General features: G+C 56.5%; 20 protein-coding genes and 1 tRNA gene. 8 read left to right on the forward strand and 13 right to left on the reverse strand.

The features are described 5' to 3' along the window. Window positions 1-47: 47 nt before the first annotated feature. From dppF to ACJY2L_RS14915, 12 genes are all read right to left on the reverse strand, one after another. A complete protein-coding gene (gene dppF, locus ACJY2L_RS14860; RefSeq protein WP_067434741.1) occupies window positions 48-1,052 on the reverse strand; it encodes a dipeptide ABC transporter ATP-binding subunit DppF in 1,005 nt (334 codons plus the stop codon). Further along, window positions 1,042-2,028 (reverse strand): dipeptide ABC transporter ATP-binding protein, encoded by a 987-nt coding sequence (gene dppD / locus ACJY2L_RS14865; protein ID WP_439213971.1) that lies wholly within the window; start codon window positions 2,026-2,028, stop codon window positions 1,042-1,044. The genes dppF and dppD overlap by 11 nt, the downstream gene beginning before the upstream one ends. Before the next feature lie 11 nt (window positions 2,029-2,039). Further along, window positions 2,040-2,942, reverse strand: a complete 903-nt coding sequence (gene dppC / locus ACJY2L_RS14870; protein ID WP_067434747.1) for a dipeptide ABC transporter permease DppC — start codon at window positions 2,940-2,942, stop codon at window positions 2,040-2,042. A 9-nt stretch (window positions 2,943-2,951) separates the two neighbouring features. Then, window positions 2,952-3,971: a dipeptide ABC transporter permease DppB gene (gene dppB / locus ACJY2L_RS14875; protein ID WP_067434750.1), complete on the reverse strand. Its 1,020-nt coding sequence runs from the start codon at window positions 3,969-3,971 to the stop codon at window positions 2,952-2,954. A 167-nt stretch (window positions 3,972-4,138) separates the two neighbouring features. Then, complete coding sequence (dppA, locus tag ACJY2L_RS14880) at window positions 4,139-5,749, reverse strand: dipeptide ABC transporter periplasmic-binding protein DppA (protein ID WP_439213970.1); 1,611 nt, start codon at window positions 5,747-5,749, stop codon at window positions 4,139-4,141. Window positions 5,750-7,216: 1,467 nt separating this feature from the next. After that, a tRNA-Pro gene (locus ACJY2L_RS14885) sits at window positions 7,217-7,293 on the reverse strand. 116 nt (window positions 7,294-7,409) lie between these two features. Continuing rightward, window positions 7,410-9,098: a kdo(2)-lipid A phosphoethanolamine 7''-transferase gene (gene eptB / locus ACJY2L_RS14890; protein WP_439213969.1), complete on the reverse strand. Its 1,689-nt coding sequence runs from the start codon at window positions 9,096-9,098 to the stop codon at window positions 7,410-7,412. A 232-nt stretch (window positions 9,099-9,330) separates the two neighbouring features. Further along, window positions 9,331-10,080 (reverse strand): molybdopterin-dependent oxidoreductase, encoded by a 750-nt coding sequence (locus ACJY2L_RS14895; protein WP_439213968.1) that lies wholly within the window; start codon window positions 10,078-10,080, stop codon window positions 9,331-9,333. Then, complete coding sequence (locus tag ACJY2L_RS14900; RefSeq protein WP_439213967.1) at window positions 10,073-10,684, reverse strand: cytochrome b/b6 domain-containing protein; 612 nt, start codon at window positions 10,682-10,684, stop codon at window positions 10,073-10,075. The genes ACJY2L_RS14895 and ACJY2L_RS14900 overlap by 8 nt, the downstream gene beginning before the upstream one ends. Window positions 10,685-10,695: 11 nt before the next feature. Beyond that, window positions 10,696-11,310, reverse strand: coding sequence for a hypothetical protein (locus ACJY2L_RS14905; RefSeq protein ID WP_067434765.1), 615 nt, complete (start codon window positions 11,308-11,310; stop codon window positions 10,696-10,698). A gap of 130 nt (window positions 11,311-11,440) precedes the next feature. Then, window positions 11,441-11,869 carry an organic hydroperoxide resistance protein gene (locus ACJY2L_RS14910; protein WP_187486590.1) on the reverse strand — a complete coding sequence of 143 codons (429 nt, stop codon included), beginning with the start codon at window positions 11,867-11,869 and terminating at the stop codon, window positions 11,441-11,443. An 82-nt stretch (window positions 11,870-11,951) separates the two neighbouring features. Then, window positions 11,952-12,410, reverse strand: a complete 459-nt coding sequence (locus ACJY2L_RS14915; protein ID WP_439213966.1) for a MarR family winged helix-turn-helix transcriptional regulator — start codon at window positions 12,408-12,410, stop codon at window positions 11,952-11,954. A 62-nt stretch (window positions 12,411-12,472) separates the two neighbouring features. On the opposite strand from ACJY2L_RS14915, the gene ACJY2L_RS14920 reads away from it, so the two are divergent. Next, on the forward strand, window positions 12,473-13,057 hold the full coding sequence (locus tag ACJY2L_RS14920; protein ID WP_067434776.1) for an HD domain-containing protein: 585 nt from the start codon (window positions 12,473-12,475) through the stop codon (window positions 13,055-13,057). A 63-nt stretch (window positions 13,058-13,120) separates the two neighbouring features. On the opposite strand, the gene ACJY2L_RS14925 is transcribed toward ACJY2L_RS14920, so the two are convergent. Beyond that, window positions 13,121-13,417, reverse strand: a complete 297-nt coding sequence (locus ACJY2L_RS14925) for an HTH-type transcriptional regulator (protein WP_067434779.1) — start codon at window positions 13,415-13,417, stop codon at window positions 13,121-13,123. A gap of 545 nt (window positions 13,418-13,962) precedes the next feature. On the opposite strand from ACJY2L_RS14925, the gene ACJY2L_RS14930 reads away from it, so the two are divergent. The 7 genes from ACJY2L_RS14930 to ACJY2L_RS14960 are packed head-to-tail and all read left to right on the forward strand — an operon-like array spanning window position 13,963 to window position 21,716. Further along, window positions 13,963-14,670, forward strand: coding sequence for a FadR/GntR family transcriptional regulator (locus ACJY2L_RS14930; RefSeq protein WP_439214031.1), 708 nt, complete (start codon window positions 13,963-13,965; stop codon window positions 14,668-14,670). Beyond that, window positions 14,667-15,674, forward strand: coding sequence for an ABC transporter ATP-binding protein (locus ACJY2L_RS14935; RefSeq protein WP_439213965.1), 1,008 nt, complete (start codon window positions 14,667-14,669; stop codon window positions 15,672-15,674). Before ACJY2L_RS14930 ends, ACJY2L_RS14935 begins: the two co-directional genes overlap by 4 nt. Then, the gene (locus ACJY2L_RS14940) at window positions 15,671-16,744 is read left to right on the forward strand and encodes an ABC transporter ATP-binding protein (protein WP_439213964.1); all 1,074 of its coding nucleotides are present in this window, start codon (window positions 15,671-15,673) and stop codon (window positions 16,742-16,744) included. The genes ACJY2L_RS14935 and ACJY2L_RS14940 overlap by 4 nt, the downstream gene beginning before the upstream one ends. 4 nt (window positions 16,745-16,748) lie before the next feature. Continuing rightward, window positions 16,749-18,263 (forward strand): ABC transporter substrate-binding protein, encoded by a 1,515-nt coding sequence (locus ACJY2L_RS14945; RefSeq protein WP_439213963.1) that lies wholly within the window; start codon window positions 16,749-16,751, stop codon window positions 18,261-18,263. 15 nt (window positions 18,264-18,278) lie between these two features. Beyond that, entirely contained in the window at window positions 18,279-19,220 is a 942-nt protein-coding gene (locus ACJY2L_RS14950; protein ID WP_067434787.1) for an ABC transporter permease, read from the forward strand. Window positions 19,221-19,222: 2 nt separating this feature from the next. After that, window positions 19,223-20,098, forward strand: coding sequence for an ABC transporter permease (locus tag ACJY2L_RS14955; protein ID WP_067434790.1), 876 nt, complete (start codon window positions 19,223-19,225; stop codon window positions 20,096-20,098). A gap of 16 nt (window positions 20,099-20,114) precedes the next feature. Next, window positions 20,115-21,716 (forward strand): gamma-glutamyltransferase family protein, encoded by a 1,602-nt coding sequence (locus ACJY2L_RS14960; RefSeq protein ID WP_187486584.1) that lies wholly within the window; start codon window positions 20,115-20,117, stop codon window positions 21,714-21,716. Window positions 21,717-22,632 lie beyond the last annotated feature (916 nt).

A 22,632-nucleotide genomic window follows, 5' to 3' on the forward strand; every position in this document is an offset into this window, starting at 1 on the left:
TTATGAAAGCAAAAAAAACGGGCCAGCCAGTGACCCGTTTTACCTGTTTAGCCCGCCTGCTGTTGTTCATCCTGATCAACAGCAAAACAGGCGATTTGCTGGTCGCCATACTGTTTTAGCTGCGGCTGCAACTGAGTGCAGGGACCAAAGCGGCGCACGCAGCGGGCGTTAAACGCACAGCCCGGCGGCGGATTCAGCGGACTCGGCAGCTCGCCGGTGAGCTTGATACGCTCGCGGCGATCATCCGGATTAAGACGCGGCGTAGCCGATAACAGCGCCTGCGTATAAGGATGGCGCGGATTACTGAAAATCGCTTCTTTGGTGCCGCGTTCAACGCAGCGACCGAGATACATCACCATCACCTCATCGGCAATGTGCTCAACCACCGACAGATCGTGCGAGATGAACACATAAGACAAGCCCAACTCCTGTTGCAGGTCCATCATCAGGTTCAGCACCTGAGCACGTACCGATACATCCAGCGCCGATACAGGTTCATCGGCAATCAGCACGTCCGGATCGAGCATCAGGCCGCGGGCAATCGCGATACGCTGGCGCTGGCCGCCGGAAAACATGTGCGGATAGCGATCGTAATGTTCGGTTTTCAGGCCGACCTTCGCCATCATCGCCAGCGTTTTCTCTTTGCGCTCTGCCTTGCTCAGGCTGGTGTTAATCACCAGCGGCTCTTCCAGAATCTGGCTAATTTTTTTGCGCGGGTTCAGCGAGCCGTACGGGTTCTGAAACACGATTTGAATTTTCTGCCGACGCAATTTCTGCGCCTGCGGATCGTGCTTGAGCAGATCCTGGCCGTGCCAGTAAAGCTGCCCTTCGGTCGGCGTTTCAATCATGGTTAGCAGACGACCCAGCGTCGATTTACCACAGCCCGATTCGCCCACTACCGCCAGCGTCTTGCCGCGCTCAAGATTGAATGAGACGCCATCCAGCGCCTTCACCAGCCGCTCTTCACCAAACCACCCTTTTTTCACCGGGTAGTGTTTTTTCAGATCGATCGCCTGCAACAGATAATGTTGCTCAGTGGTTTCATGCTTCATAAGTTGGTCTCCCGGCATCATCCAGCGGATAGTGACATTTGGACTGACGCCCCGGAATATCACGTAATGGCGGCTCTTCCGCCCGGCAGCGATCGGTGGCATACGGGCAGCGCGGATTCAGCAGGCAGCCGTTGGGCCGATCGTATTTACCCGGCACCACGCCTGGCAACGACGCCAGACGCGCTTTATCGACCGCAAACTCCGGCAGTGCCCGCAGCAGCGCCTGCGTATAAGGATGGCGCGGCGCACGGAAGATATCCACTGCCTTGCCGGTTTCCACCACCTGCCCGGCGTACATCACAATAATGTGCTGTGCCGCTTCGGCCACCAGCGCCAGATCGTGAGTAATCAGGATCAGCGCCATGTTCTCCTGCTTTTGCAGCTCCAGCAGCAGCTCGATGATCTGCGCCTGAATGGTCACATCCAGCGCGGTGGTTGGCTCATCGGCAATCAGCAGTTTTGGCCGACAGGCGATCGCCATGGCAATCATCACGCGCTGGCTCATGCCGCCGGAAAGCTGGTGCGGATAGACATCAAGACGCGATTCCGCATCGGGAATGCCAACCTGGTTCAGCAGATCGACGGCGCGCTGGCGACGGGTACGGCGATTGCCGCCCTGATGCACCTTGATCGCTTCCATAATCTGATAACCCACGGTGTAGCAAGGATTCAGGCTGGTCATCGGATCCTGGAAAATCATCGCCACTTCCGAGCCCACCAGCTGGCGGCGCTCTTTCTCGGAGATTTTCATCAGATCGCGCTGATTAAACGCCAGCTTCTCCGCTTTTACCTTACCGGGATAATCGATTAATCCCATGATCGCCAGCGAGCTAACCGATTTACCTGAACCCGATTCACCGACAATGCCGACGACCTGGCCCTGTTCAACCTCGTAGCTGATGCGGTCAACCGCCTTGAAAGGTGCCTTTTCGTCGCCGAAATGCACCGATAGTTGATCTACATGTAATAGTGCCATCTCGGAGCCTCTTACTGCTTGAGTTTCGGGTCGAGGGCATCACGCAAGCCGTCGCCCATCAGGTTAAATGCCAGTACGGTAAGCAGAATAATGACGCCAGGAAACGTCACCACCCACCAGGCACTTTGCGCATACTGCAGCACGTCGGAGAGCATGGTGCCCCACTCCGGCGTTGGCGGTTGCGCGCCCATTCCGAGAAAGCCCAACGCCGCCATATCGAGAATGGCGTTGGAGAAACCCAACGACGCCTGCACGATCAGCGGTGCCAGACAGTTAGGTAAGATATTGATGAACATCTGGCGGATCGGACCGGCGCCGGCGACGTTCGACGCGGTAACGTAGTCGCGGTTAATCTCCACCAGCACCGCAGCACGCGTCAGACGAATGTAGTGCGGTAGCGCCACGAAAGTCAGCGCGATAGAGGCGTTAACGATCGACGGACCAAAAATTGCCACCAGCACCAGCGCCAGCAACAAGCTTGGCAGCGCCAGCATGATATCGACCAGACGCATGATGGCTGCATCAAGCGCACCGCCAACGTAACCCGCCAACAGGCCGAAGATCACGCCAAACACCAGCGACAGCACCACCACCAGACAGCCCACCAGCAGCGACAACCGCGCGCCGTACATCAGACGCGTTAATACGTCGCGGCCGACATCGTCGGTGCCGAGGATAAACTTCCAGCTGCCGCCTTCCTGCCAGACCGGCGGATGCAGCAGCGCATCGCGGAACTGCTCCGCGGGCGCATGCGGTGCCAGCACGTTGGCAAAAATAGCGATTAACAGCATCAGAACCACGTAAACCAGGCCAATGACCGCGCCTTTATTACGCTTAAAGTAGTGCCAGAATTCCTGAATTGGGGTCATCGGCTTGGGTGCAGCGGTGACGCTGGCTGGATCAACAATTGACATGATGCCCCCTTATTTCTTGTGGCGAATGCGCGGATTGACCACGCCGTACAACAGATCAACCAACAGGTTAACCACGATAATCAACACCGCGACCAGCAACACGCCGCCCTGCACTACCGGATAATCGCGGCGTTGCAGTGCTTCAATCAGCCAGCGACCAAGGCCCGGCCAGGAGAAGATGGTTTCGGTCAGAATAGCGCCTGCCAGCAGCGTGCCGACCTGCAAACCAATCACCGTGACCACCGGCAGCATCGCATTGCGTAGCGCATGCACAATGATGACGCGCATACGCGACAGTCCTTTAGCGCGCGCGGTGCGGATGTAATCCTCGCCCAGCACTTCCAGCATTGATGAGCGCGTCATGCGCACAATCACCGCCAGCGGGATGGTGCCCAGCACGATCGCTGGCAGAATCATGTGCATGACCGCGTCATGGAAGTCGCCTGGCTCACCCCAAATCAGCGTGTCGATCAGCATAAAGCCGGTAAGCGGTTGCGTATCATCAAGGAAAACGGTGTCGCCCACGCGGCCGGAAACCGGCGTCAGGTTGAGTTGCACCGAAACCAGCATGATCAGCATGATGCCCCACCAAAAAATCGGCATGGAGTAGCCGGTCAGTGAGATGCCTACCGCGGTGTGATCGAAGACAGAACCGCGTTTAACCGCGGCCAGTACGCCCACCGGAATACCCACGGCCACGGCGAAAATCATCGCGCAGAAGCCGAGTTCCAGCGTCGCCTGGAAGCGAGGCACAAATTCATCCCATACCGGGATGCGACTCTTCAGCGAAATCCCCAGGTCGCCATGCAGCACCCCGTTGATATAGCTGAAATATTGTTTCCATAGTGGTTGGTCGAGTCCCAGTTGGGCCATCAGTTGCGCGTGACGCTCGGGAGATATCCCGCGCTCACCCGCCATGATCAATACCGGATCGCCTGGGATCAAATGAACAAATGCAAAAGTGAGTAATGTGATACCGATAAACGTTGGGATAACAAGGCCCAAACGTCGGAGTATGAACTGCAACATAATCCGTTTCTCTCGTGACCAGGCAGCCGTAGCCGCAAGGTTAGTTATTGCTTACATCTGACGATCGGGTAGCCCCGACCGCGACGCAGATGGGCTGCGTCTCTACCGTTTCCAGTAAAACAGGGGATAAAACCGGGGCAACTCGCGCCGCCCCGGAAGCAGCAGGATTATTCCTTAATGTCTACCTGAGCAAAGTAGTGGCCGCCAAGCGGATCTACTTTATAGCCGGAGACTTTCTTGCTGACCGGTTCGTATACCGTTGAGTGCGCGATCATCAGCGCCGGGACCTGGTCATGCATCACAACCTGAGCCTGCTTATAAAACTCGATGCGCTTCGCCTGATCGGCGGTGGCGCGTGCTGGCTGAATCTGATCTTCAAACGATTTGTCACACCAGCGCGAGTAGTTCGAGCCATCTTTCGCGGCTGAACAGCTGAACAGCGTTGCCAGGAAGTTATCCGGGTCACCGTTGTCGCCGGTCCAGCCCATCATAACGGTCTGATGCTCGCCCGCTTTCGCACGCTTGAGGTATTCGCCCCATTCGTAGGTCACGATTTTCGCCTTCACGCCGACTTTCGCCCAGTCAGACTGAATCATCTCAGCCATACGACGCGCGTTCGGGTTGTAAGGACGCTGTACCGGCATTGCCCACAGATCGATAGTGAAACCGTCCGCCATGCCCGCTTCTTTCAACAGTGCCTTCGCCTTTTCAGGATCGTAAGCATAATCCTGCACCGCGTCGTTGTAGCCCCACATAGTGGGTGGAATCAGGTTTTTCGCTGGCTGACCGGCACCCTGATAAACCGCTTCAATGATCGCTTTTTTGTTGACCGCCATGGTCAACGCCTGGCGCACCTTCAGATTATCCAGCGGCTTTTTCTCAACGTTATAAGAGAGGTAACCGACGTTCAGGCCCGCCTGCTCATACAAATTGATGTTTTTATCCAGCTTCATGCGCGCGATGTCAGCCGGGTTCGGGTATGGCATCACGTGACATTCGCCTTTTTGCAGCTTGGCGTAACGCACGGAAGCATCAGGCGTAATAGAGAACACCAGACGATCGACTTTTGGCTTGGTGCCCCAGTAGTCGGCGTTGGCTTTGTACAGGATGCGCGAATCTTTCTGGTATTGCAGCAGCTGGAACGGGCCGGTGCCGACCGGATTCAGGTCAACTTTTTCCGGCGTGCCGGCTTTCAGCATGTTGTCGGCGTACTCTTTTGACAGCAGGGACGCGAAGTCCATACCGAGGTCAGCCAGGAAAGGCGCTTCCGGACGCGTCAACACGAAGCGCACGGTATTTTCATCGACCTTCTCGATTTTGCTGATCAGCTTCGGCATATCCATGCCTTCGAAATATTCGTAGCTGCCGCCAGAAACACCGTGATATTTGTTGTTTTTGTCGAGCTGGCGCTCAAAGGTAAACACGACGTCATCGGCGTTAAAATCGCGCGTCGGTTTAAAATCTTTGGTGGTTTGCCATTTCACACCTTTACGCAGGTGGAAGGTATAGGTTTTACCATCGTCACTAATATCCCACTTTTCCGCCAGCGCCGGATGCAGTTCGGTGGTACCCACCGTGAACTCCACTAAACGGTTATAGATCTGACGTGAGCTGGCATCATAGGTGGTGCCGGAGGTAAACAGTTGTGGGTTGAAGCCTTCAGGCGAACCTTCAGAACAATAAACCAGGGTTTTAGCCTGAACGCCTGCGGCTACGGTCATCGCAATCATGCTCAGACCGACCTTCAGCATCCTGGATTGAGCCAGGGATTTACTCATGCTTATGCTCCAATGTGTGATGTGTTGTTGTGTGCGTGTTGCATTTGCCCGACCTCTGGTTTTTTTATGCGGCCGGTGCAAGGAGAGGATGTGAGGTTGACGTGATGAAAAACTGACGCAATCGAATCCGTCAGATAAATCCGCTTTCGCACCCTTATTGACGCATCAATTTGTCAACAGTTGCAACTAACGTCAATACGGCGCAACGGTATTTACACAGAGTGTGAGAAAGTGCAAACAAACATAAAAAAAAGCGAAAAGATGATTTGCCAGTAAATTAATTCAATAAGTTGCCATTAAAGCAGCCATTAATCTGGTCAAACCAGCAATAAGCTAGTGGTTATCATTGCTAAAAAACAATTTCAAATTAAGGCTAAACGGCGATGTTATGACCGATTTCGTCTCTGTTTTGCACAACATTCAGCTAAATATGCTGCGCTTTTCGCATAAGAAACAGTCAAATCAGAGAGGAAGATCATAAGTTGGATGCGCTGCGAATTAAGCGTTCGAGGAAGAGCTGACAAGGCCTGCGGAGCATCAAGGCAATAAAAACCGTCTCAAAAATAACAGCGATGATTGGCAGGGTTAAATATGGCGTATTGCTGTTCCCCTAACGGAATACACTAAAGAGCGCAAAAAGGATTTTCTTATAGTTCATCGGCGCGATATCAATAAGGGCTTTACGTCGATAAAAAATAAAATCCTCTGATAATAAGCACTATTTTCGGCAAATTATCGCGCTATAGGGTTGTTTTATTGTCTTATTTATTTACATCAAAAACGACCCGCTCTCTTTCGACCAACGCTTTTGCCATTCCGGCATGACCCAATCCGTAACCGCTCTTAAGCGATTGCCATTACGCCCCCTTTCATCCCTTTTTTCACCTGGCCTCACCTGAGCGAAGATCCCAATCTGCACTCAATTTCCCCCACCTTGTTTTCCAGCTCTCACCCTTTCTGGCTCTGGCTTGAGTCGTGGTTCTGGTTCTGGTTGTGGCTCTGGCTCTGGCTCTGGCTCTGGCTCTGGCTCTGGCTCTGGCTCTGGCTTTGGCTTTGGCTTTGGCTTTTGATTTTGATTTTTGTCGTTGTGGTTTTGACCTGGGTTTTGACCTTGAGGAGGCATCACCACCGCCGAGGCAAAAGCGTTTTCCAGGGCGAGCCGCAGGGATGCGGCGAGAAGGTGCGTTGAGCCGGGAGCGAATTGCGCCTGGCCCGTCAGGAAAAGGGTTTTGCTGAGGGCACCCGCGCAGCGGGCGGTTGTGTTTGCCGGATAGCGTGGGTGCAGGGCCGGGGCGACTGCCGGCCCTGCTCGGGCAGGCTTTAGCCTGGACGAAATGGCTTTTGACCCTGACCCTAAGACGTTGACCTTAAAAGGCCGGCCGCCCACATCAGGCCCGAACACCCCCCCCCTCAAATTCCAGACGAAAAAAAGCCCGCTTTTTCAAGCGGGCTTCTTCTTCTTAAATGTGGTCGGCGAGAGAGGATTCGAACCTCCGACCCACTGGTCCCAAACCAGTTGCGCTACCAAGCTGCGCTACTCGCCGATGCGGGCGCATGTTACTGCGCCGCTATTTGAGCGTCAACGACTTTTTATACTTTGCCTGCCAATCGCCTGGAAAGCGTGCTGTTGCTGCTTCGGCGGCGATTGGCAGCAGAGTCATTAGCTACCGCTATGTGCGCTGGCAGGTGCCTGACACCAGTTGTTGGCGGCTTTGATGCCACCATCCGGTGAGGTATAGCCCAGGCAGCCAAGAATGGTATCAAACAGCTCAACGTGACGGTGCGTCGCACCCACGCGCTGCTGCGCCTGTAACCGTTCGAACGCGCTCTTGTTATGGCTATCTTCCAGATACTTGTCAGATGCCCAAACAATCATCGGCACGCGGAACTGCTCTGGCGGTGCCATTTCACGCGGCGTACCGTGCAGGTGCATGTTTTCACTGATCGATTCACCGTGATCGGAGGCATAGAACACAATGGCTTTCTTATCACGCAGTTGATCGAACACGCTGTCGAGCACCGTATCAGTATAAAGCACCGAGTTATCAAAGGCATTGATCAGCTGCGCTTTGCTGCAGGTATCATCCACGCCCATACACTCCGGCTTATAGCGCGCAAAGTCACGCGGATAGCGCTGCGAATAGAGATAGTGCGAGCCTTTGGTATGCAGGACCACCAGATGCTTGCCTTTCGGATAGCGCTGCAACGACGCCTGGAGTTCAGGAATCAGCAGCATATCGTCAACGGCTTTGCCCTGATTACGCTTCTCTGAACCAATCTGCTCACGGAAAGAGAAGTTGTTGGCGTTGGCATTATCGTAGAACCAGACTTCACTCTGCATGGCGAATAGCTCGGAGGTAAAGCCCAACTCGCGCATAACCGCAAACACGTTCTGCTCTTTCAGCGTACGGCCAGGATTATCCATGGTGCCGTTTTCACGCACAAACATGCAACGCAGCGAGAGCTTGGTTGCGGTATCGCACGACTGACCGCGGAACGCTACCAGGTTCTTCTCTTTCGACAGCTTAGGCGTGGTATCACGGTCATAGCCGAGAATGCCCATGTGATCCCAGCGCGTGGTTTCGCCAATCACAAACACCACGTAGGTATCATCGATGCCTGGTGGCGCGACATAGGTGAATTTCTGCGCCGGATCGAGCAGTTCCTGATCATCCAGCGTCTCGTGAACGCGCGTCCAGGTAAACAGGCCCACCGCCGCCAGCCAGTTAGAGGGCAGGTACGAATGCGCCACGATGCCGCCATAGCTCGGCAGATCGATATTGGTGATCTCTTCGTTGGTCTTTTGCAGCTTATCGAAGAAGCGAATCGGCAACCAGACCAGCGCAACCGACAGCGCCAAAATCACCAGCGGCTTCAGACGTTTGCCCGGCGTTTTCAGCTGTTCAATCAGCGTGTCACGCAAATTGTTCAGCCAAATCATCATCAACGGTAGCGCGCTGACCAGCACCATCCACAGCACAAAGTGAAAGCCGATCACTTCTTTCGACAGATCGACGTCGGTGGTCATCACCGATGCGACAATCCCGTAGCCAATCACCACGTTGAAAAAGGCCATGTAATAGGCGGCAGCAACGGAAATCAGTACCACAGCCGTGGCCAGTATGCGCCATACCAGTTTGCCGCCCAGCGACAATAAGCGCATCAGGAAGAAAGGAAGCAGGACACTGGCAAGGATTTCAGCAGCAGCAGAGAACCAGTCGGTGGCGTTTGATTTACTGATGAAGGGATCAAATCGGCGGTAAAAGATCGGTAAATTCAACAAAATACCGATATAAAGTGACAACAAAAGAGACAGCTTTTGCTGTGTTAACGTTTTTATATAATTCATCTGACCTTCTTTCCCCAACGTGGCCCCATAGCGTGTAAACGCTTATCAGACCTTATCAGGGTGGCGGAGTTCGCCCAAACCGTGGTTTAAACGAGGTTAATCATGTTACAGGAGGATTCTGAACGATTTAGCAAGCGAGGCGTGGCCGTAAAGAACGGACAGTAAACCATAATTAGGCCGGTTACGCAGCGAATTCTGGTTATCGTGGCGAGCAAATTGTGTGATTTTTATACTAGATGCCGCTGAACCAGTTATAGCCCTGATCTTCCCAGTAACCGCCGGGATTCTGATCGGTGACAAAAATCGCCGCGATGTGCTTGGCATTTTTAAAGCCGAGCTTAGTCGGCACACGCAGTCGCAGCGGATAGCCGAAATCGGGCGGTAACGGTTTACCATCAAATTCCAGGGCCAGAATAGTCTGCGGATGTAGCGCAGTGGCCATATCCAGACTGGAGTAATAGCGGTCGTCACATTTGAAGCCCACATAGCGCGCCTGCGTATCGGCTCCCACCTGCTGTAACAGCGTGCGCAGCGGCACGCCGCGCCAGTGGCCAATGGCGCTCCAGCCCTCAATGCAAATCAGGCGGGTAATCTGATCGTCCTGCGGCAGACGTTGCAGCTGTTCCAGCGTCCAGGAAGCGGGTTTCGCTACTTTGCCGCTGACTTCCAGCCGATAGTTAGGCACGTCAATCTCCGGCACGTTGTATTCCGGATAAAAAGCGTTGAAGCGAAAAGGCCGGGTAATCTGATCGGGGCGATAGGTTTGCGCCAGCTTGTCACCGCTGAACAGCCAAGCCTGTACGCGATCGTTCCAGCGCGACATCGCCCATAAGGCGCGATCTACGCTGTCGCCATCCTGCAGATTACAGCCGGTAAGCATAGAAACCGCACCCAGTGTCAGGCCGCCGCGCAGCAGCATGCGCCGCTGTAAATTGATCAGCTGTTTGCGCTGATCGGGCTCCAGCGGCCGATTGTCAGCCATCCTGATGTTCCTCTTTTCGCCCACCGGTGATCATCGCCACCAGCGTTTTGGGGACCAGCAGCACCATGATTGCGTGAATGAGCGCAAACAGCAGCACGGCGGCCATACAGTAAAAGTGCACGTAACGGGCGATGTCAAAGCCGCCCATCAGCGCCGCCAGCCCGCTGAGCTGCACCGGCTTCCAGATCGCCAGCCCTGACAGCACCAGCAGAAACCCCACCACCAGCACGCCGACATACATCAGCTTTTGCACCGCATTATAACGGCCTGGCGTGTGGTGTAATTTGCCGCGCAGCGCCTGCCAGCCATCAATAACCAGCTGGCGCGGCGTAAAGGAGAAGAAATCGCGCCGGAAATGCCCACTGCTAACACCCCAGATCAGGTAGAGCAGCGCGTTGCCTGCCAGCAGCCACATTATCGCCAGATGCCAGGCGATGTGCCCACCCAGCCAGCCACCGAGGGTCAGCCAGGCTGGAAAGGAAAAATCAAACAGTGGCGAGGCGTTATAAATGCCCCACCCGCTCATGACCATAAGCACCATCACCAGCACGTTCAGCCAGTGGCACAGGCGGACAGGCCAGCTATGTTGGCGATCTCTCTTCACAGGCGCACTCTTTACATTGGCGGTGTTAAGCCATCTTTACCGGCAGAAATGCCACGCGCAACCAGCTTGCCATCGTCGCCTTTCTGACCAAACAGCACCACTTTAGTGCCTGGCTTGAGCAGCGAGGTGTTACCTGGCTCAATCAGTACCACGGGCACATCGTCCGGCACGTTAACGGTTTTGGCTTTATCACCATATTTCACCGTCAGGGTACGGCCCTGGCTGTTTACCAGTTTACCTACGGTGCCGTTGGTCATGGTATTGACCTTGCCATCGGCGGATTCAAACGGGTTGAAGCCTTCACCGCTGCCGCGCAGCGAGGGCGCAAAAACGTGAACTTCCAGCGCGCGCAGCGTGCCGTTAGGCTGTGGTACCGCGGCGGTGCCGATAAAGCTGTCGGGTTTGATGTCGCTCATCTGCGCTTTGCTGACGCTGTTAACGCGCGTTTTATCGGTCACGTCGACGCTGAGCTTTTCGCCCTGGCGAGTGGTCAGCTGCAACGTATGGCCGTTGAACTGGTCAATGGTGCCGCGAGTCGGTTTAATCACCTGATCGGCAGGCACGGCGGCGGCACCAAAGGTGGCGAACAGCGAGCCGAGTACCAGCGCACGGAAAGGATGCATCATAAAAAACTCCGGAAAGAGAAAGAGATGTGTGCGTTAAGCGTAGGCAAAGGCGGATAAAGCGGGGAGCAAAGAGTGTATTTAAACGTAACGCTAAAACAGTCGCGGACCGGCGAACCGGCCCGCGCGATCATCAATTTTTGATATTGAGGGTCACATCGATGTTGCCACGGGTGGCGTTAGAGTAAGGGCAAACGATATGCGCTGCATCAACCAGCTTTTTCGCTTCCGCTTCGTCCATCCCCGGCAGGTGAATATCCAGCTCAACTTCAATACCGAAACCGGTTGGGATTGGGCCAATACCCACTTTGCCTTCAATAAACGCCTCTTTCGGCAGGGTGATTTTGTCGCGGCCAGCAACAAACTTCATGGCACCGAGGAAACACGCGGAGTAACCCGCAGCAAACAGCTGTTCCGGGTTAGTGGCTTCGCCGCCTGCGCCGCCCATCTCTTTTGGCACGCCAAGCTTCACGTCCAGCACGCCGTCAGAGGAGGTTGCGCGTCCGTCACGGCCGCCGGTGGCTTTTGCTTCTGCGGTATAAACAACTTTTTCTAATGACATGGTGAATCCTCTTTTATACGCGATTCAATCGCGAGCGATTTACATGATTAAGGAAAGTGATGACGCGGCCAGGCTGGCAGCGTTATCGATTTAAGTTATCGCGCAGCATATCAAGCTGCGCTTTCAGCGCGCTCATGGTGTCGATATCACAGGAGGATGCGCACTGCACCGCCCGCGGAATCGCCTGCGCCTCTGTTTTCAGCGCCTGGCCTTTGGCGGTTAACGTGACCACCACCTGCCGCTCATCGCGACGCGAACGCTGGCGATTCAACAGCCCGGCCGCTTCCAGTCTTTTTAGCAATGGCGTCAGCGTGGCGGAATCCAGAAACAGCCGTTCGCCAATTTCCGACACCGTAATATCATCCTGTTGCCACAGCACCAGCATCACCAGATATTGCGGATAGGTGATCTCCAGCGGCAGTAGCAGCTGACGGTACACTTTATGCATCGCCAGATTCGCGCTGTAAATCGCGAAACAGAGCTGCTGATCGAGCAGCAGTGGCGCGCCTTGTTCTTTTTTGTCATCTTGAGATGTCGTCATGAAAGAAAATATAGATAGCGCGCTAGATAATTGCAAACTATTTTTTACCGGGAAGGGTAATAATGAAAGATTCTCTGGAAGAGCAGGCGCGGCAATACGCCACTACCGTGCATGCTGAAGCGGGTCAGCGGCGGAAATATACCGATGAACCTTATATTGTGCATCCTGCTGCCGTGGTCGAGTTGGTGCGCAGCGTCACGGATAATGAGCATCAACTGGCCGCCGCGTGGCTGCACGACACGGTGGAAGATACCGGCAGTACGCTGGCCGACATTGAAAATTTCTTTGGTGCTGAGGTTGCCCGGCTGGTGGGCATGTTAACCGACACCACCCAGCCAAAAGCGAAAAACCGCGCCGCGCGCAAGGTGGCACATTTCCGGCACACTGCGGAGGCATCGCCACAGGCGCAGACCATCAAGCTGGCGGACATCATCGACAATACGCGTGCCATCGTGCAGTTCGACCCGCATTTTGCGCGGATTTATCTGGTGGAAAAGCGCGTGCAGATCGATCTGTTGAAAGCGGGCGATGAAACGCTGTGGCAGCAGGCGTCAACGATAATTGAACGTGGCATTGCCCAGCTCAGAGAGCCGCCTTATAACGTGCCGGAGAGTTGGTTTGCAAAACAGGAAGGAAAGTATCGTTAATTCACGGGGCTGAGTTGGCGTGCGCCACAAAACAATAACCCGCCAGCGGCGGGTTACTTTGCTTTATTCCAGCAACTGCTGGCCGAGGCGCGGGTTGGCATGCAACAGCTGCATCAGTTTGCGTGCGGTAGCCGAAGGCTTCGACTGGCTGGTTTCCCACTTCTTCACTGAGGAAACCGTAACGCCCATCACACGAGCAAACTCGTCAATTTTCATGCCGGTCAGTTCACGCAAACGCTGTGGTTCAGGCACGATTTCAGGCTGGGCCTGGAGAGCAGGAGCCACTTTGATTGTGTCACGCGATAAAACTATCTGCTCAAGGCTGCTGAGCAGTTCACCCATTGGGTCTTTAAACTCCATAGAGAACTCCTTAAAACTCACTATGTACCACGCGAAAGAGACAGAGGTGGGGGCCTGAGGGCCAGGCCCAAAAGCCGGAATGGTGGAGCCCGTAAAAAAGAGAGGAGCATCACAACAACAAACCGGGATCCTAATTATTAGATGAAGAATTATTTTTTGCCTGAGCTTTTTTGACTATTTTTTGATCCTGCTTTCTGGCCTGCCAACCCCCCTTCACCTGACAGAACAGCTAGCAATTCCCATGCCTGAAAATATAACCATTCACATCAAAGAGCTAGCGCTGAATCGCATCAGTTCTCTGCCTCTTTTTGCAGCAGCCTGCACCAGAAAAAGGCACCTTTTTCTCGCATTTTGCTGCGGAAAAATTACCGATGGTGACGCGATAAATTAAAAAGCCTTGTTAATCAATCCTTAACGAAAATTTCTCCGCTATTTTCCTGAACCACTTCCAGATTGGTTCGGATATTGCCTCTCTTATCCTCATCAACTCTGTGATGCATGCCGTCGGATTGGCGGGCAAAGGTGAAAAAGTGAGCGAACCAATTCTGGGTGATTCTGCTGTAAGTTCCAGCTCTGCGCTGGAAAAGCTACGTCAGCTGATCCTGCAACATGAAAAGACGCCAGAAGTGGCGCTGCCAGGCGAACGCGAGCTTACCGAACGCTTTTGTGTTGGCCGTCGGGCGCTGCGTCGGGCGCTGGACGTACTGGAAGAAGAGGGTCGCATCTGGCGCAAACAGGGCAAGGGCACCTTTGTCGGCCCCGCTGCGCCGGTTCAGCCGCTGATTTTGCAGAGTTTGCCGCAGCAATCGAACCTGCTGGAAGTGATGGAAGCGCGCCTGCAGCTGGAACCGGGCCTGGCGCGACTGGCGGCACTGCGCGCCACACGTGAGCAAATTGCCCTGCTGCAACGCCTGAAAGAGCGCATGCATGACATCAGCCTTAGCGATGGCGATCAGCATGAGCTGTGGGACAGCGCCTTTCACCGCGCCATTGCCGAAGCAGCAGGTAACCGACTGATGCTCAGCCTGTTTGACGCCATCGATGCCGTGCGTCGCGATCCGGGCTGGCAGCATTTGCGTATTCGCGCCCGCACGCCAGCGCGTCTCGACAACTACGACAATCATCATCATCAGCTGGTGACGCATATCGCCCGTCGTGAACCGGCCGCCGCCGCCACGGCGATGCGCGAGCATTTACTGGCGTTGCAGCAGGCGCTGATGGAAGCCATTCACCAGCAGGAGGATCTGACATGACGATTTCCCCGCACGCTGCCCCGGTGCTGACCATCAACCAGCTACGCGTACAGTTTCGTGGCTCACCGGTTACCGTGCTGGACAACATTTCGCTTAGCGTGCAGGCCGGCGAAACCCTGGCGCTGGTTGGCGAATCGGGCTGCGGCAAAAGCATCACGTCTCTGGCGCTGATGGGTTTGCTCCCGGCCAGCGCCACCATTCTTGAGGGTGAAATGCGCTTTGCTGGCGAGGATCTCCGCCACATTAGCCCGCGACGTTACGCCGATCTGCGCGGCAACCAGCTGGCGATGATTTTTCAGGAGCCGATGACCTCGCTCAATCCGGCGTTCACTCTTGGCGATCAGCTCAGCGAGGCGGTGATGCGTCATCGCCAGGTCAGTCGTCGTGAGGCGATGGCCGCAGCGCTGGAGATCCTGCACAAGGTGCAGATACCGGCAGCAGAGATGCGGCTGAAAGCCTATCCGCATCAGCTTTCCGGCGGCATGCGCCAGCGCATCATGATCGCCATGGCGCTGATTAACCGCCCGCAACTGCTGATTGCCGATGAGCCGACTACCGCACTCGACGTCACCATTCAGGCGCAGATCCTGGCGTTATTAAACCGGTTGAAAGCTGAAACCGGCACCGCGGTGCTGATGATTACGCACGATCTCGGCGTGGTCGCCGAAGTGGCACAGCGCGTAGCGGTGATGTACGCCGGGCAGGTGGTAGAAACCGGCGATGTCGCAGCCATTTTCAACGATCCCCAGCATCCTTACACCATCGGCCTGATGGCCTCGATTCCCGGCAACGGCGCGCGCCACGGCGATCTGGCCACCATTCCTGGCAGCGTGCCGTTGCCGGAACAGATGCCTGCGGGCTGCCGTTTTGCCACCCGCTGCCCGTTTGCGGAAATGCGTTGTCATCAGGCGCGACCGCCGCTGCAGGATATTGGCGTGGCGCATCAGGTCGCCTGTTTTCGCGCGCCGCTGGAACATCATCTGTCGCTGGAGGAGCGTGCATGAGCATCCCTATTCTGGAATGTCGCGATCTGAGCAAAACCTTTTCCGGCCCGACGCGGCTGTTTCACCGCACCAGCCAGGTTACGGCGGTGGATCGTATTTCATTGCAGGTGCGGGCAGGCGAAACGCTGGCGATAGTCGGAGAATCCGGCTCCGGCAAATCGACGCTGGGCCGCCTGCTGTTGCGCCTGCTCACCGCCAGTCAGGGCGACGTTTTTTATCAGGGCGAGGCGATCACCCAGGCCAGCGGCGCACGTCTCAACCAGCTGCGGCGCGAACTGCAAATCATCTTTCAGGATCCCTTTGCCTCACTCAATCCACGCATGAACGTGGAGTCGATTGTCGGCGAGCCCGTCTGGCTGCATGAATCGCTCTCCCGCGAGGCACGGCGTGAGCGAGTGCATGAATTACTCCGTACCGTTGGCCTGCCCGCCGCCTGGGCGCAGCGCTATCCGCATGAGTTTTCCGGCGGCCAGCGACAGCGCATCGGTATTGCCCGGGCGCTCGCCTCCGGCCCCAAACTGCTGCTCGGCGATGAGCCGGTATCGGCGCTGGACGTCTCGGTGCAGGCGCAGGTGGTCAATCTGCTTGAAGGGCTGAAACAGCAGTTTGGCCTGACGTTAATCATCGTGGCGCACGGTCTGGCGGTGATTCGCCACATGAGCGATCGCGTGGCGGTGATGTATCTCGGGCAAATTGTCGAGCTGGCCAGCGTTGAAGAGATTTTTGATGCGCCGCTGCACCCTTATACCCAGGCACTGATCGCCTCAGCGCCGCAATTGCAGCCCGGTGCCAGCCGTACGGTGCCGATGCTGCAGGGCGATCTGCCCAATCCCGCCGCGCCGCCTTCCGGCTGCCGTTTTCATACCCGCTGTCCGTGGGCAACCGAAGAGTGTCGTCGGCTGGAGCCAATCAACCAGATTTTACCGGGCGGGCGCCAGGTGGCTTGCCATCGCTGGCAGGAGATTAACCGCGACCGCAGCGTCATTACGCTGGCGCCGCCTTCCGCCAATTTTTTGCGTCGCCGCGCCCTGTTTGAGCGGGCCGTTACCCTTAACTCTGTGGAGAAATAACCTGATGAAGCTTCGCCATTCTCTGTTAACCGCCCTCAGCGGCCTGATGTTGCTTGGTGCCAGTGCTCAGACGCAGGCGGAAAGCGTGATCCGCATTGGTCTCGGTGCCGATCCTGACATGCTCGATCCCCATCTGGCGCGCACCTATTACGGACGCTTTGTGTTTGCCGCGATGTGCGATCGTTTGGTTGATATCGATGAGAAGTTGCAGGTGGTTCCCGGTCTGGCCACCAGCTGGGCATGGAGCGATGAGGGGAAAACCCTGACCATGAATCTGCGTGAAGGCGTTACCTTTCACGACGGCGAGAAGTTCGATGCCAGCGCGGTGAAGTTCAACCTCGAACGCGCGCTGACGCTGCCTGGCTCACTGCGTAAAAGCGAGCTTTCGTCGGTGGAAAGCGTTGAGGTCAGCGGCCCGTTGCAGGTGAAGATTCACCTGAAAACCCCCGATGCTGCGCTGCTTAGCCAGCTGACCGATCGTGCTGGCGCCATGCTGGCACCGCAGGCCGCGAGCAAAGCAGATTTTGTCACCCAGCCGGTCTGTTCCGGCCCCTATCAGTTCGACAGCCGCGTACAGCAGGATCGTATCGTGCTAAAGCGCTATGAAGGCTACTGGAACAAGGCGGCCTACCATTTCGACAAGGTGATTTTCCTGCCAATTCCTGACGCCTCGGTACGCCTCGCCAACCTGCGCGCCGGCGATCTCGATCTCACCGAGGGCATCGCCGCCAGCGATGTCAAAACCCTGCAGGGCGATGCGCGTCTGAGCATGGCAAAAGTCACCGGCCTGGGGTATCAGGGCATTACCTTTAACATCGCCAACGGCAAAGTGGACGCCAAAAGCCCGCTGAAAGATGCGCGCGTTCGTCAGGCATTCTCACTGGCTATCGATCGCGATGCGCTGAATCAGGTGGTGTTTGAAGGCTTATATACCCCGGCCAATCAGGCCTTCTCTCCGGTCAGCCCGTACCATGTCAAACTGCCGGTGGCACCGCGCGACGTTGAAAAAGCCAAAGCGCTGTTGCAGGCCGCAGGGGTGAAAACGCCGCTTAACGTTACGCTGCTGGTCACCAATAATCCCACCGCGCAGCAGGTCGGCCAGGTGATTCAGGCGATGGCCAGCGAGGCGGGATTCAACGTCAATCTGGAGATGAGCGAATTCGCCAGCCTGCTCGATCGCCAGCAGCGTGGCGATTTTCAGCTCAGCCTGTCGGGTTGGTCAGGTCGTCCCGATCCTGACGGCAGCATCTACGCCTTTATTAACAGCAAGGGCACGCTCAATGACGGGCACTACAGCAATGCGCAGGTAGACAGCTGGCTCAGCGAAGCCCGCCGCACCAACGACACTGCGGCCCGTCAGACGCGCTATAACGACGTGGTGAATCAGCTGCAAACCGACATGCCGATCGCGTATCTCTATTTTGAGCCACGCATCTTCGGCATGAGCAAAAAGCTACAGGGCTTCAAGGCCTGGCCAGACGGCCTGGTGCGCCTTGCCGGTGTTACTCTGGCTCCCTGATGATGAGGTGCATTGATGCTTGAATTGATCGGTAAACGTCTGCTGCTGGCAATTCCCACGCTGCTGCTGGTTAGCATGATGGTCTTCGCTCTGCAAAAGCTCCTGCCGGGCGATCCGGTGCTGGCGATGGCGGGCGAAGAGCGCGATCCGGCGGTGATTGCCCAACTGCGGGCGGAATATCATCTGAACGATCCGATCCCGCTACAGTATCTGCACTGGATCGGTAACGCGTTGCAGGGAGATTTAGGCATCTCGCTGCGCACCAAAGAGCCGGTGACCGCGCTGATCGCCAGCAAGTTGCCGGTGACGCTGGAACTGTCGCTGTTGGCGATGCTGGTCGCGCTGCTGGTGGGCATTTCAATGGGTATTGTCGCGGCGGTGCGCAAAGACAGCTGGGTCGATCACACCACCAACTTTGTGGCGCTGTCCGGTATTTCAGTGCCGCATTTTTGGCTCGGCATTCTGCTTATTCTGCTGTTTTCGGTGCATCTGCAATGGCTGCCCGCCTCTGGCTACGTGCCGCTCAGTGAAGGCGTGCGACAAAACCTCACCACCCTGCTGCTGCCAGCGCTGGTGCTGGGTACCGGACTGGCCGCCACTCTGATGCGCCACACACGCGCCGCGATGATTGGCGTGTTGCAGGCTGACTATATCCGCACCGCACGCGCCAAAGGCTTGCTGCCAAAACGGGTGATTTTCAAGCATGCCTTTCGCAACGCGCTGGTGCCGGTGATCACGCTGACTACGCTGCTGTTCGGCGAGCTGCTGGGTGGAGCGGTGTTGACCGAGCAGGTTTTTACCCTGCCCGGCTTCGGCAAGATGATCGTTGATGCGGTATTCAACCGCGATTATGCCGTGGTGCAGGGCGTGGTGCTGGTGGTGGCGATCGGCTTTTTGCTGCTTAACCTGCTGGCCGACGTGCTCTATGTGTTGATTAACCCGAAAATGCGAGGCTGACAATGAGCGAAGTCTTAACCGCCGGTGAGGCCGCGCCGCTGCGAAAAGCGGAAAATCGGGTGCTGAAAAAATTTCTGCACAACAAAAGCGCGATGGCCGGTGCCATTATCGTGCTGCTGTTTGTCGCGCTGGCGCTGCTGGCGCCCTGGCTCGCACCCTTTGATCCGATCAAAGCTAACTTTCTGGCGGTGCGCAAGCCGCCTTCGGAACTCTACTGGTTAGGCACCGATGAACTGGGACGCGACATGTTATCGCGGCTGATTTGGGGGGCGCGCACCTCGCTGATGGCGGGCTGCGTCTCTGTGCTGATCGCTATCTTGATCGGCGTGCCGCTTGGGCTGATTGCTGGCTACTGGCAGGGAATTTGGGACGGCGTGATTTCACGCTTTATTGAAGCGCTGCTTGCCTGCCCTTTTTTGATTCTCGCCATCGCGCTGGGCGCGTTTCTCGGACCCAGCCTTGGCAACGCGATGATCGCCATCGGCCTGTCGGCGATGCCGATTTTTGCCCGTCTGACCCGCGGTCAGGTGATCGCTATTCGCAATGAAGAATATATTGAGGGCGCACGGGCCATCGGGCTGCCGGACCGCTGGATTGTGCTGCGTTACGTGCTGCCTAACGTGATGTCGCCAATTCTGGTGCAGGCCACGCTGGCCATCGCCTCTGCCATCATTACCGAAGCGAGCCTCTCTTTTCTCGGTCTTGGTCAGCAGCCGCCAAACCCCTCCTGGGGCGCCATGCTGAACACCGCCAAAGGCTATCTTGAACAGGCGCCGTGGATGTCGATTTTTCCGGGCGTCGCCATTTTTCTTGCCGTGCAGGGCTTCAACCTGCTGGGCGACGGATTACGTGATGCGCTTGATCCGCGCAATGACTGACTATTAAGGAACCGCGATGAGTGGAGAACTGGATTATCTGTCGGCTTACGCCTCCTGGCGCGCGCCAATGATGGGGCATAACGCCGTAGCGACCTCACAGCCGCTGGCGGCGCAGGCGGGCATACGCATGCTGCAACAGGGCGGCAATGCGGTAGATGCCGCGGTGGCGACCGCCATGGCGCTGACCGTTGTGGAACCCACCGGCAACGGCATCGGCAGCGACGCGTTTGCTATCGTCTGGGATGGCAAAAAGCTGCATGCACTCAACGCATCAGGCCGTGCTCCGGCGGCCTGGCAGCATCAAACCTTTGCCCATCTCGACGCCATGCCCGAGCTGGGTTGGGATGCGGTCACCGTGCCCGGCGCGGTATCGGCGTGGGTCGCACTGGCGGAAAAGTTTGGCACGCTGCCGCTAACCACGCTGGTGCAGCCCGCCGTTGAGTATGCGCGCAACGGTTTTCCGGTCTCGCCGCTGATTGGCCAGCTCTGGCAGCGCGGCTATCAGAAGCTGAAGGATCAGCCGGGCTTCAGCGCCTGCTTTGCGCCGCAGGGTCGTCCACCGGCGATTGGCGAGCTGTTCCGTAATCCCGATCAGGCTGCCACGCTGGAAAAAATTGCCGCCACCAACGGCGAGGCGTTTTATCGGGGTGAGCTGGCGGAAAAAATCGCTGCCTTCGCCCGTGAACACAACGCCGCGCTGACGCTGGAAGACTTGAAAAACCATCGCGCCGACTGGGTCGACATGCTGTCACGGCCTTTTGCCGGTGGCTCGGTGCATGAGTTGCCGCCCAACGGTCAGGGCATCGCCACGCTGATTGCGCTGGGCATTCTTGAGCAGTGGGATATTGGTCGCTATACGCCCGATTCCGTGCCCTGGCTGCACCTTTCCATCGAGGCGATGAAGCTGGCGCTGGTCGATCTCGAACGTTACGTCGCCGATGAAGATCATCTGGAGTTTCCGGCAGCGCATCTGCTCAGCGATGAGTACCTTAAAAGCCGTGCGGCGCTGATCAATCCCGATCGGGCGGGCGATTTTACCTTTGGCGCTCCGACGCAAAGTGGCACCGTGTATCTGGCCACCGCGGATGCCAGCGGCATGATGGTGTCGTTTATTCAGTCCAACTATATGGGATTTGGCTCTGGCGTGGTGATCCCAGGCACCGGTATCAGCATGCAAAATCGCGGCGCAGGCTTCGCACTGGATCAGGGACATCCCAACGTGGTGGCTGGCGGCAAGCGCGCTTTCCATACCATTATTCCCGCCTTTGCTCTCGACGCAGCCGGTCAGCCATTAATGTCATTCGGCGTAATGGGCGGGCCGATGCAGGCGCAGGGTCATCTGCAACTGGCGCTGCGCATCATGCTGCACAAACAGAATCCGCAGGCGGCGATCGATGCACCACGCTGGCGCGTCGTGGCCGGTCGCGAAGTGATCGTCGAGCCTTCACTGGATCGCAATACGATCGCTGCCCTGCGCGCAATGGGCCATAACATTGTGCTGGAAGATCCGTTGCAGTCGTACAATTTCGGCGGCGCACAGGCGATAGTGCGCGATCCGCAGGGATTTTATATTGCGGCTACCGAGAGTCGCAAAGATGGGCAGGCGCTGGTGTACTAAGGGGGGGCGTTTTGCCTTGCAGGCGGGCGGGCTTTGCCTTGCAGGCGGCGTTAAGGTCAAGGTCTTTAAGGTCAAAGTCTTAAGGTCAAAGTCTTAAGGTCAAAGGCCGAACCAACGGCCGGACCAAAGGCCAGGTCAACGACCAGGTCAACGGCCATTTCGTTCTGCCCTTCGGGCCGCCCGAGCAGGGGCGGCATGCGCCCCGCCCCTGCACCCCGGCTATCCGGCAAACACAACCGCCCGCCACAGGCGGGTACCCTCGTCGGTTCACATTTCTTCACGGACCGCTCGCGATTCGCTCCTGCTCAGCGCTCCCTTGTCCCGCCATCCATGGCGGGACATCCTGAAATGTTCACCTCCTCAGCGGTGGTGATGCCTCCTCAAGGTCAACCCCCCAGGTCAAAACCCAAAAAACTAAGACAGGAATCCAAAATAAAAACCCAACCCAAAATCTAAAGCCAATGCTCAATGCTCAGTGCCTGAAGCTTAAAAGGTCGGAACAAAGGGAGGGATTAAGGTTCGGGTTTGGGTTTGGGTTTGGGTTTGGGTTTGGGTTTGGGTTTGGGTTTTGATTCTATTGGTATCTTTATCTTTTCGCTTTTGACTTGGGTTTTGACCTTTAAGAGGCATCACAAACGCCGAGGGAAAAGTGTTTTCCAGGGCGAGCCGCAGGGATGCGGCGAGAGGGCGCGCTGAGCAGGAGCGAATCGCGTCCGGTCCGTCAGGAAAACGCTTTTGCTGAGGGAACCCGCCTTTGGCGGGCGGTTGTGTTTGCCGAAAAGCGCGAGTGCAGGGCCGGGGCGATTGCCGGCCCTGCTCGGGCAGGCTTTAGCCTGAACGAAATGGCCGTTGACCTTGACCTGGGTTTTGACCTTTAAGAGGCATCACAAACGCCGAGGGAAAAGTGTTTTCCAGG

The organism is Duffyella sp. Ts4, from assembly GCF_051851875.1.
Lineage (GTDB): Bacteria > Pseudomonadota > Gammaproteobacteria > Enterobacterales > Enterobacteriaceae > Duffyella > Duffyella gerundensis.

Bases quoted from the DNA above. Each gene is read 5' to 3' on its own strand.
- dppF (WP_067434741.1), bottom strand. From the start codon at position 1,052: ATGAAGCATGAAACCACTGAGCAACATTATCTGTTGCAGGCGATCGAT.
- dppD (WP_439213971.1), bottom strand. From the start codon at position 2,028: ATGGCACTATTACATGTAGATCAACTATCGGTGCATTTCGGCGACGAA.
- dppC (WP_067434747.1), bottom strand. From the start codon at position 2,942: ATGTCAATTGTTGATCCAGCCAGCGTCACCGCTGCACCCAAGCCGATG.
- dppB (WP_067434750.1), bottom strand. From the start codon at position 3,971: ATGTTGCAGTTCATACTCCGACGTTTGGGCCTTGTTATCCCAACGTTT.
- dppA (WP_439213970.1), bottom strand. From the start codon at position 5,749: ATGAGTAAATCCCTGGCTCAATCCAGGATGCTGAAGGTCGGTCTGAGC.
- eptB (WP_439213969.1), bottom strand. From the start codon at position 9,098: ATGAATTATATAAAAACGTTAACACAGCAAAAGCTGTCTCTTTTGTTG.
- ACJY2L_RS14895 (WP_439213968.1), bottom strand. From the start codon at position 10,080: ATGGCTGACAATCGGCCGCTGGAGCCCGATCAGCGCAAACAGCTGATC.
- ACJY2L_RS14905 (WP_067434765.1), bottom strand. From the start codon at position 11,310: ATGATGCATCCTTTCCGTGCGCTGGTACTCGGCTCGCTGTTCGCCACC.
- ACJY2L_RS14910 (WP_187486590.1), bottom strand. From the start codon at position 11,869: ATGTCATTAGAAAAAGTTGTTTATACCGCAGAAGCAAAAGCCACCGGC.
- ACJY2L_RS14915 (WP_439213966.1), bottom strand. From the start codon at position 12,410: ATGACGACATCTCAAGATGACAAAAAAGAACAAGGCGCGCCACTGCTG.
- ACJY2L_RS14920 (WP_067434776.1), top strand. From the start codon at position 12,473: ATGAAAGATTCTCTGGAAGAGCAGGCGCGGCAATACGCCACTACCGTG.
- ACJY2L_RS14925 (WP_067434779.1), bottom strand. From the start codon at position 13,417: ATGGAGTTTAAAGACCCAATGGGTGAACTGCTCAGCAGCCTTGAGCAG.
- ACJY2L_RS14935 (WP_439213965.1), top strand. From the start codon at position 14,667: ATGACGATTTCCCCGCACGCTGCCCCGGTGCTGACCATCAACCAGCTA.
- ACJY2L_RS14940 (WP_439213964.1), top strand. From the start codon at position 15,671: ATGAGCATCCCTATTCTGGAATGTCGCGATCTGAGCAAAACCTTTTCC.
- ACJY2L_RS14945 (WP_439213963.1), top strand. From the start codon at position 16,749: ATGAAGCTTCGCCATTCTCTGTTAACCGCCCTCAGCGGCCTGATGTTG.
- ACJY2L_RS14950 (WP_067434787.1), top strand. From the start codon at position 18,279: ATGCTTGAATTGATCGGTAAACGTCTGCTGCTGGCAATTCCCACGCTG.
- ACJY2L_RS14955 (WP_067434790.1), top strand. From the start codon at position 19,223: ATGAGCGAAGTCTTAACCGCCGGTGAGGCCGCGCCGCTGCGAAAAGCG.
- ACJY2L_RS14960 (WP_187486584.1), top strand. From the start codon at position 20,115: ATGAGTGGAGAACTGGATTATCTGTCGGCTTACGCCTCCTGGCGCGCG.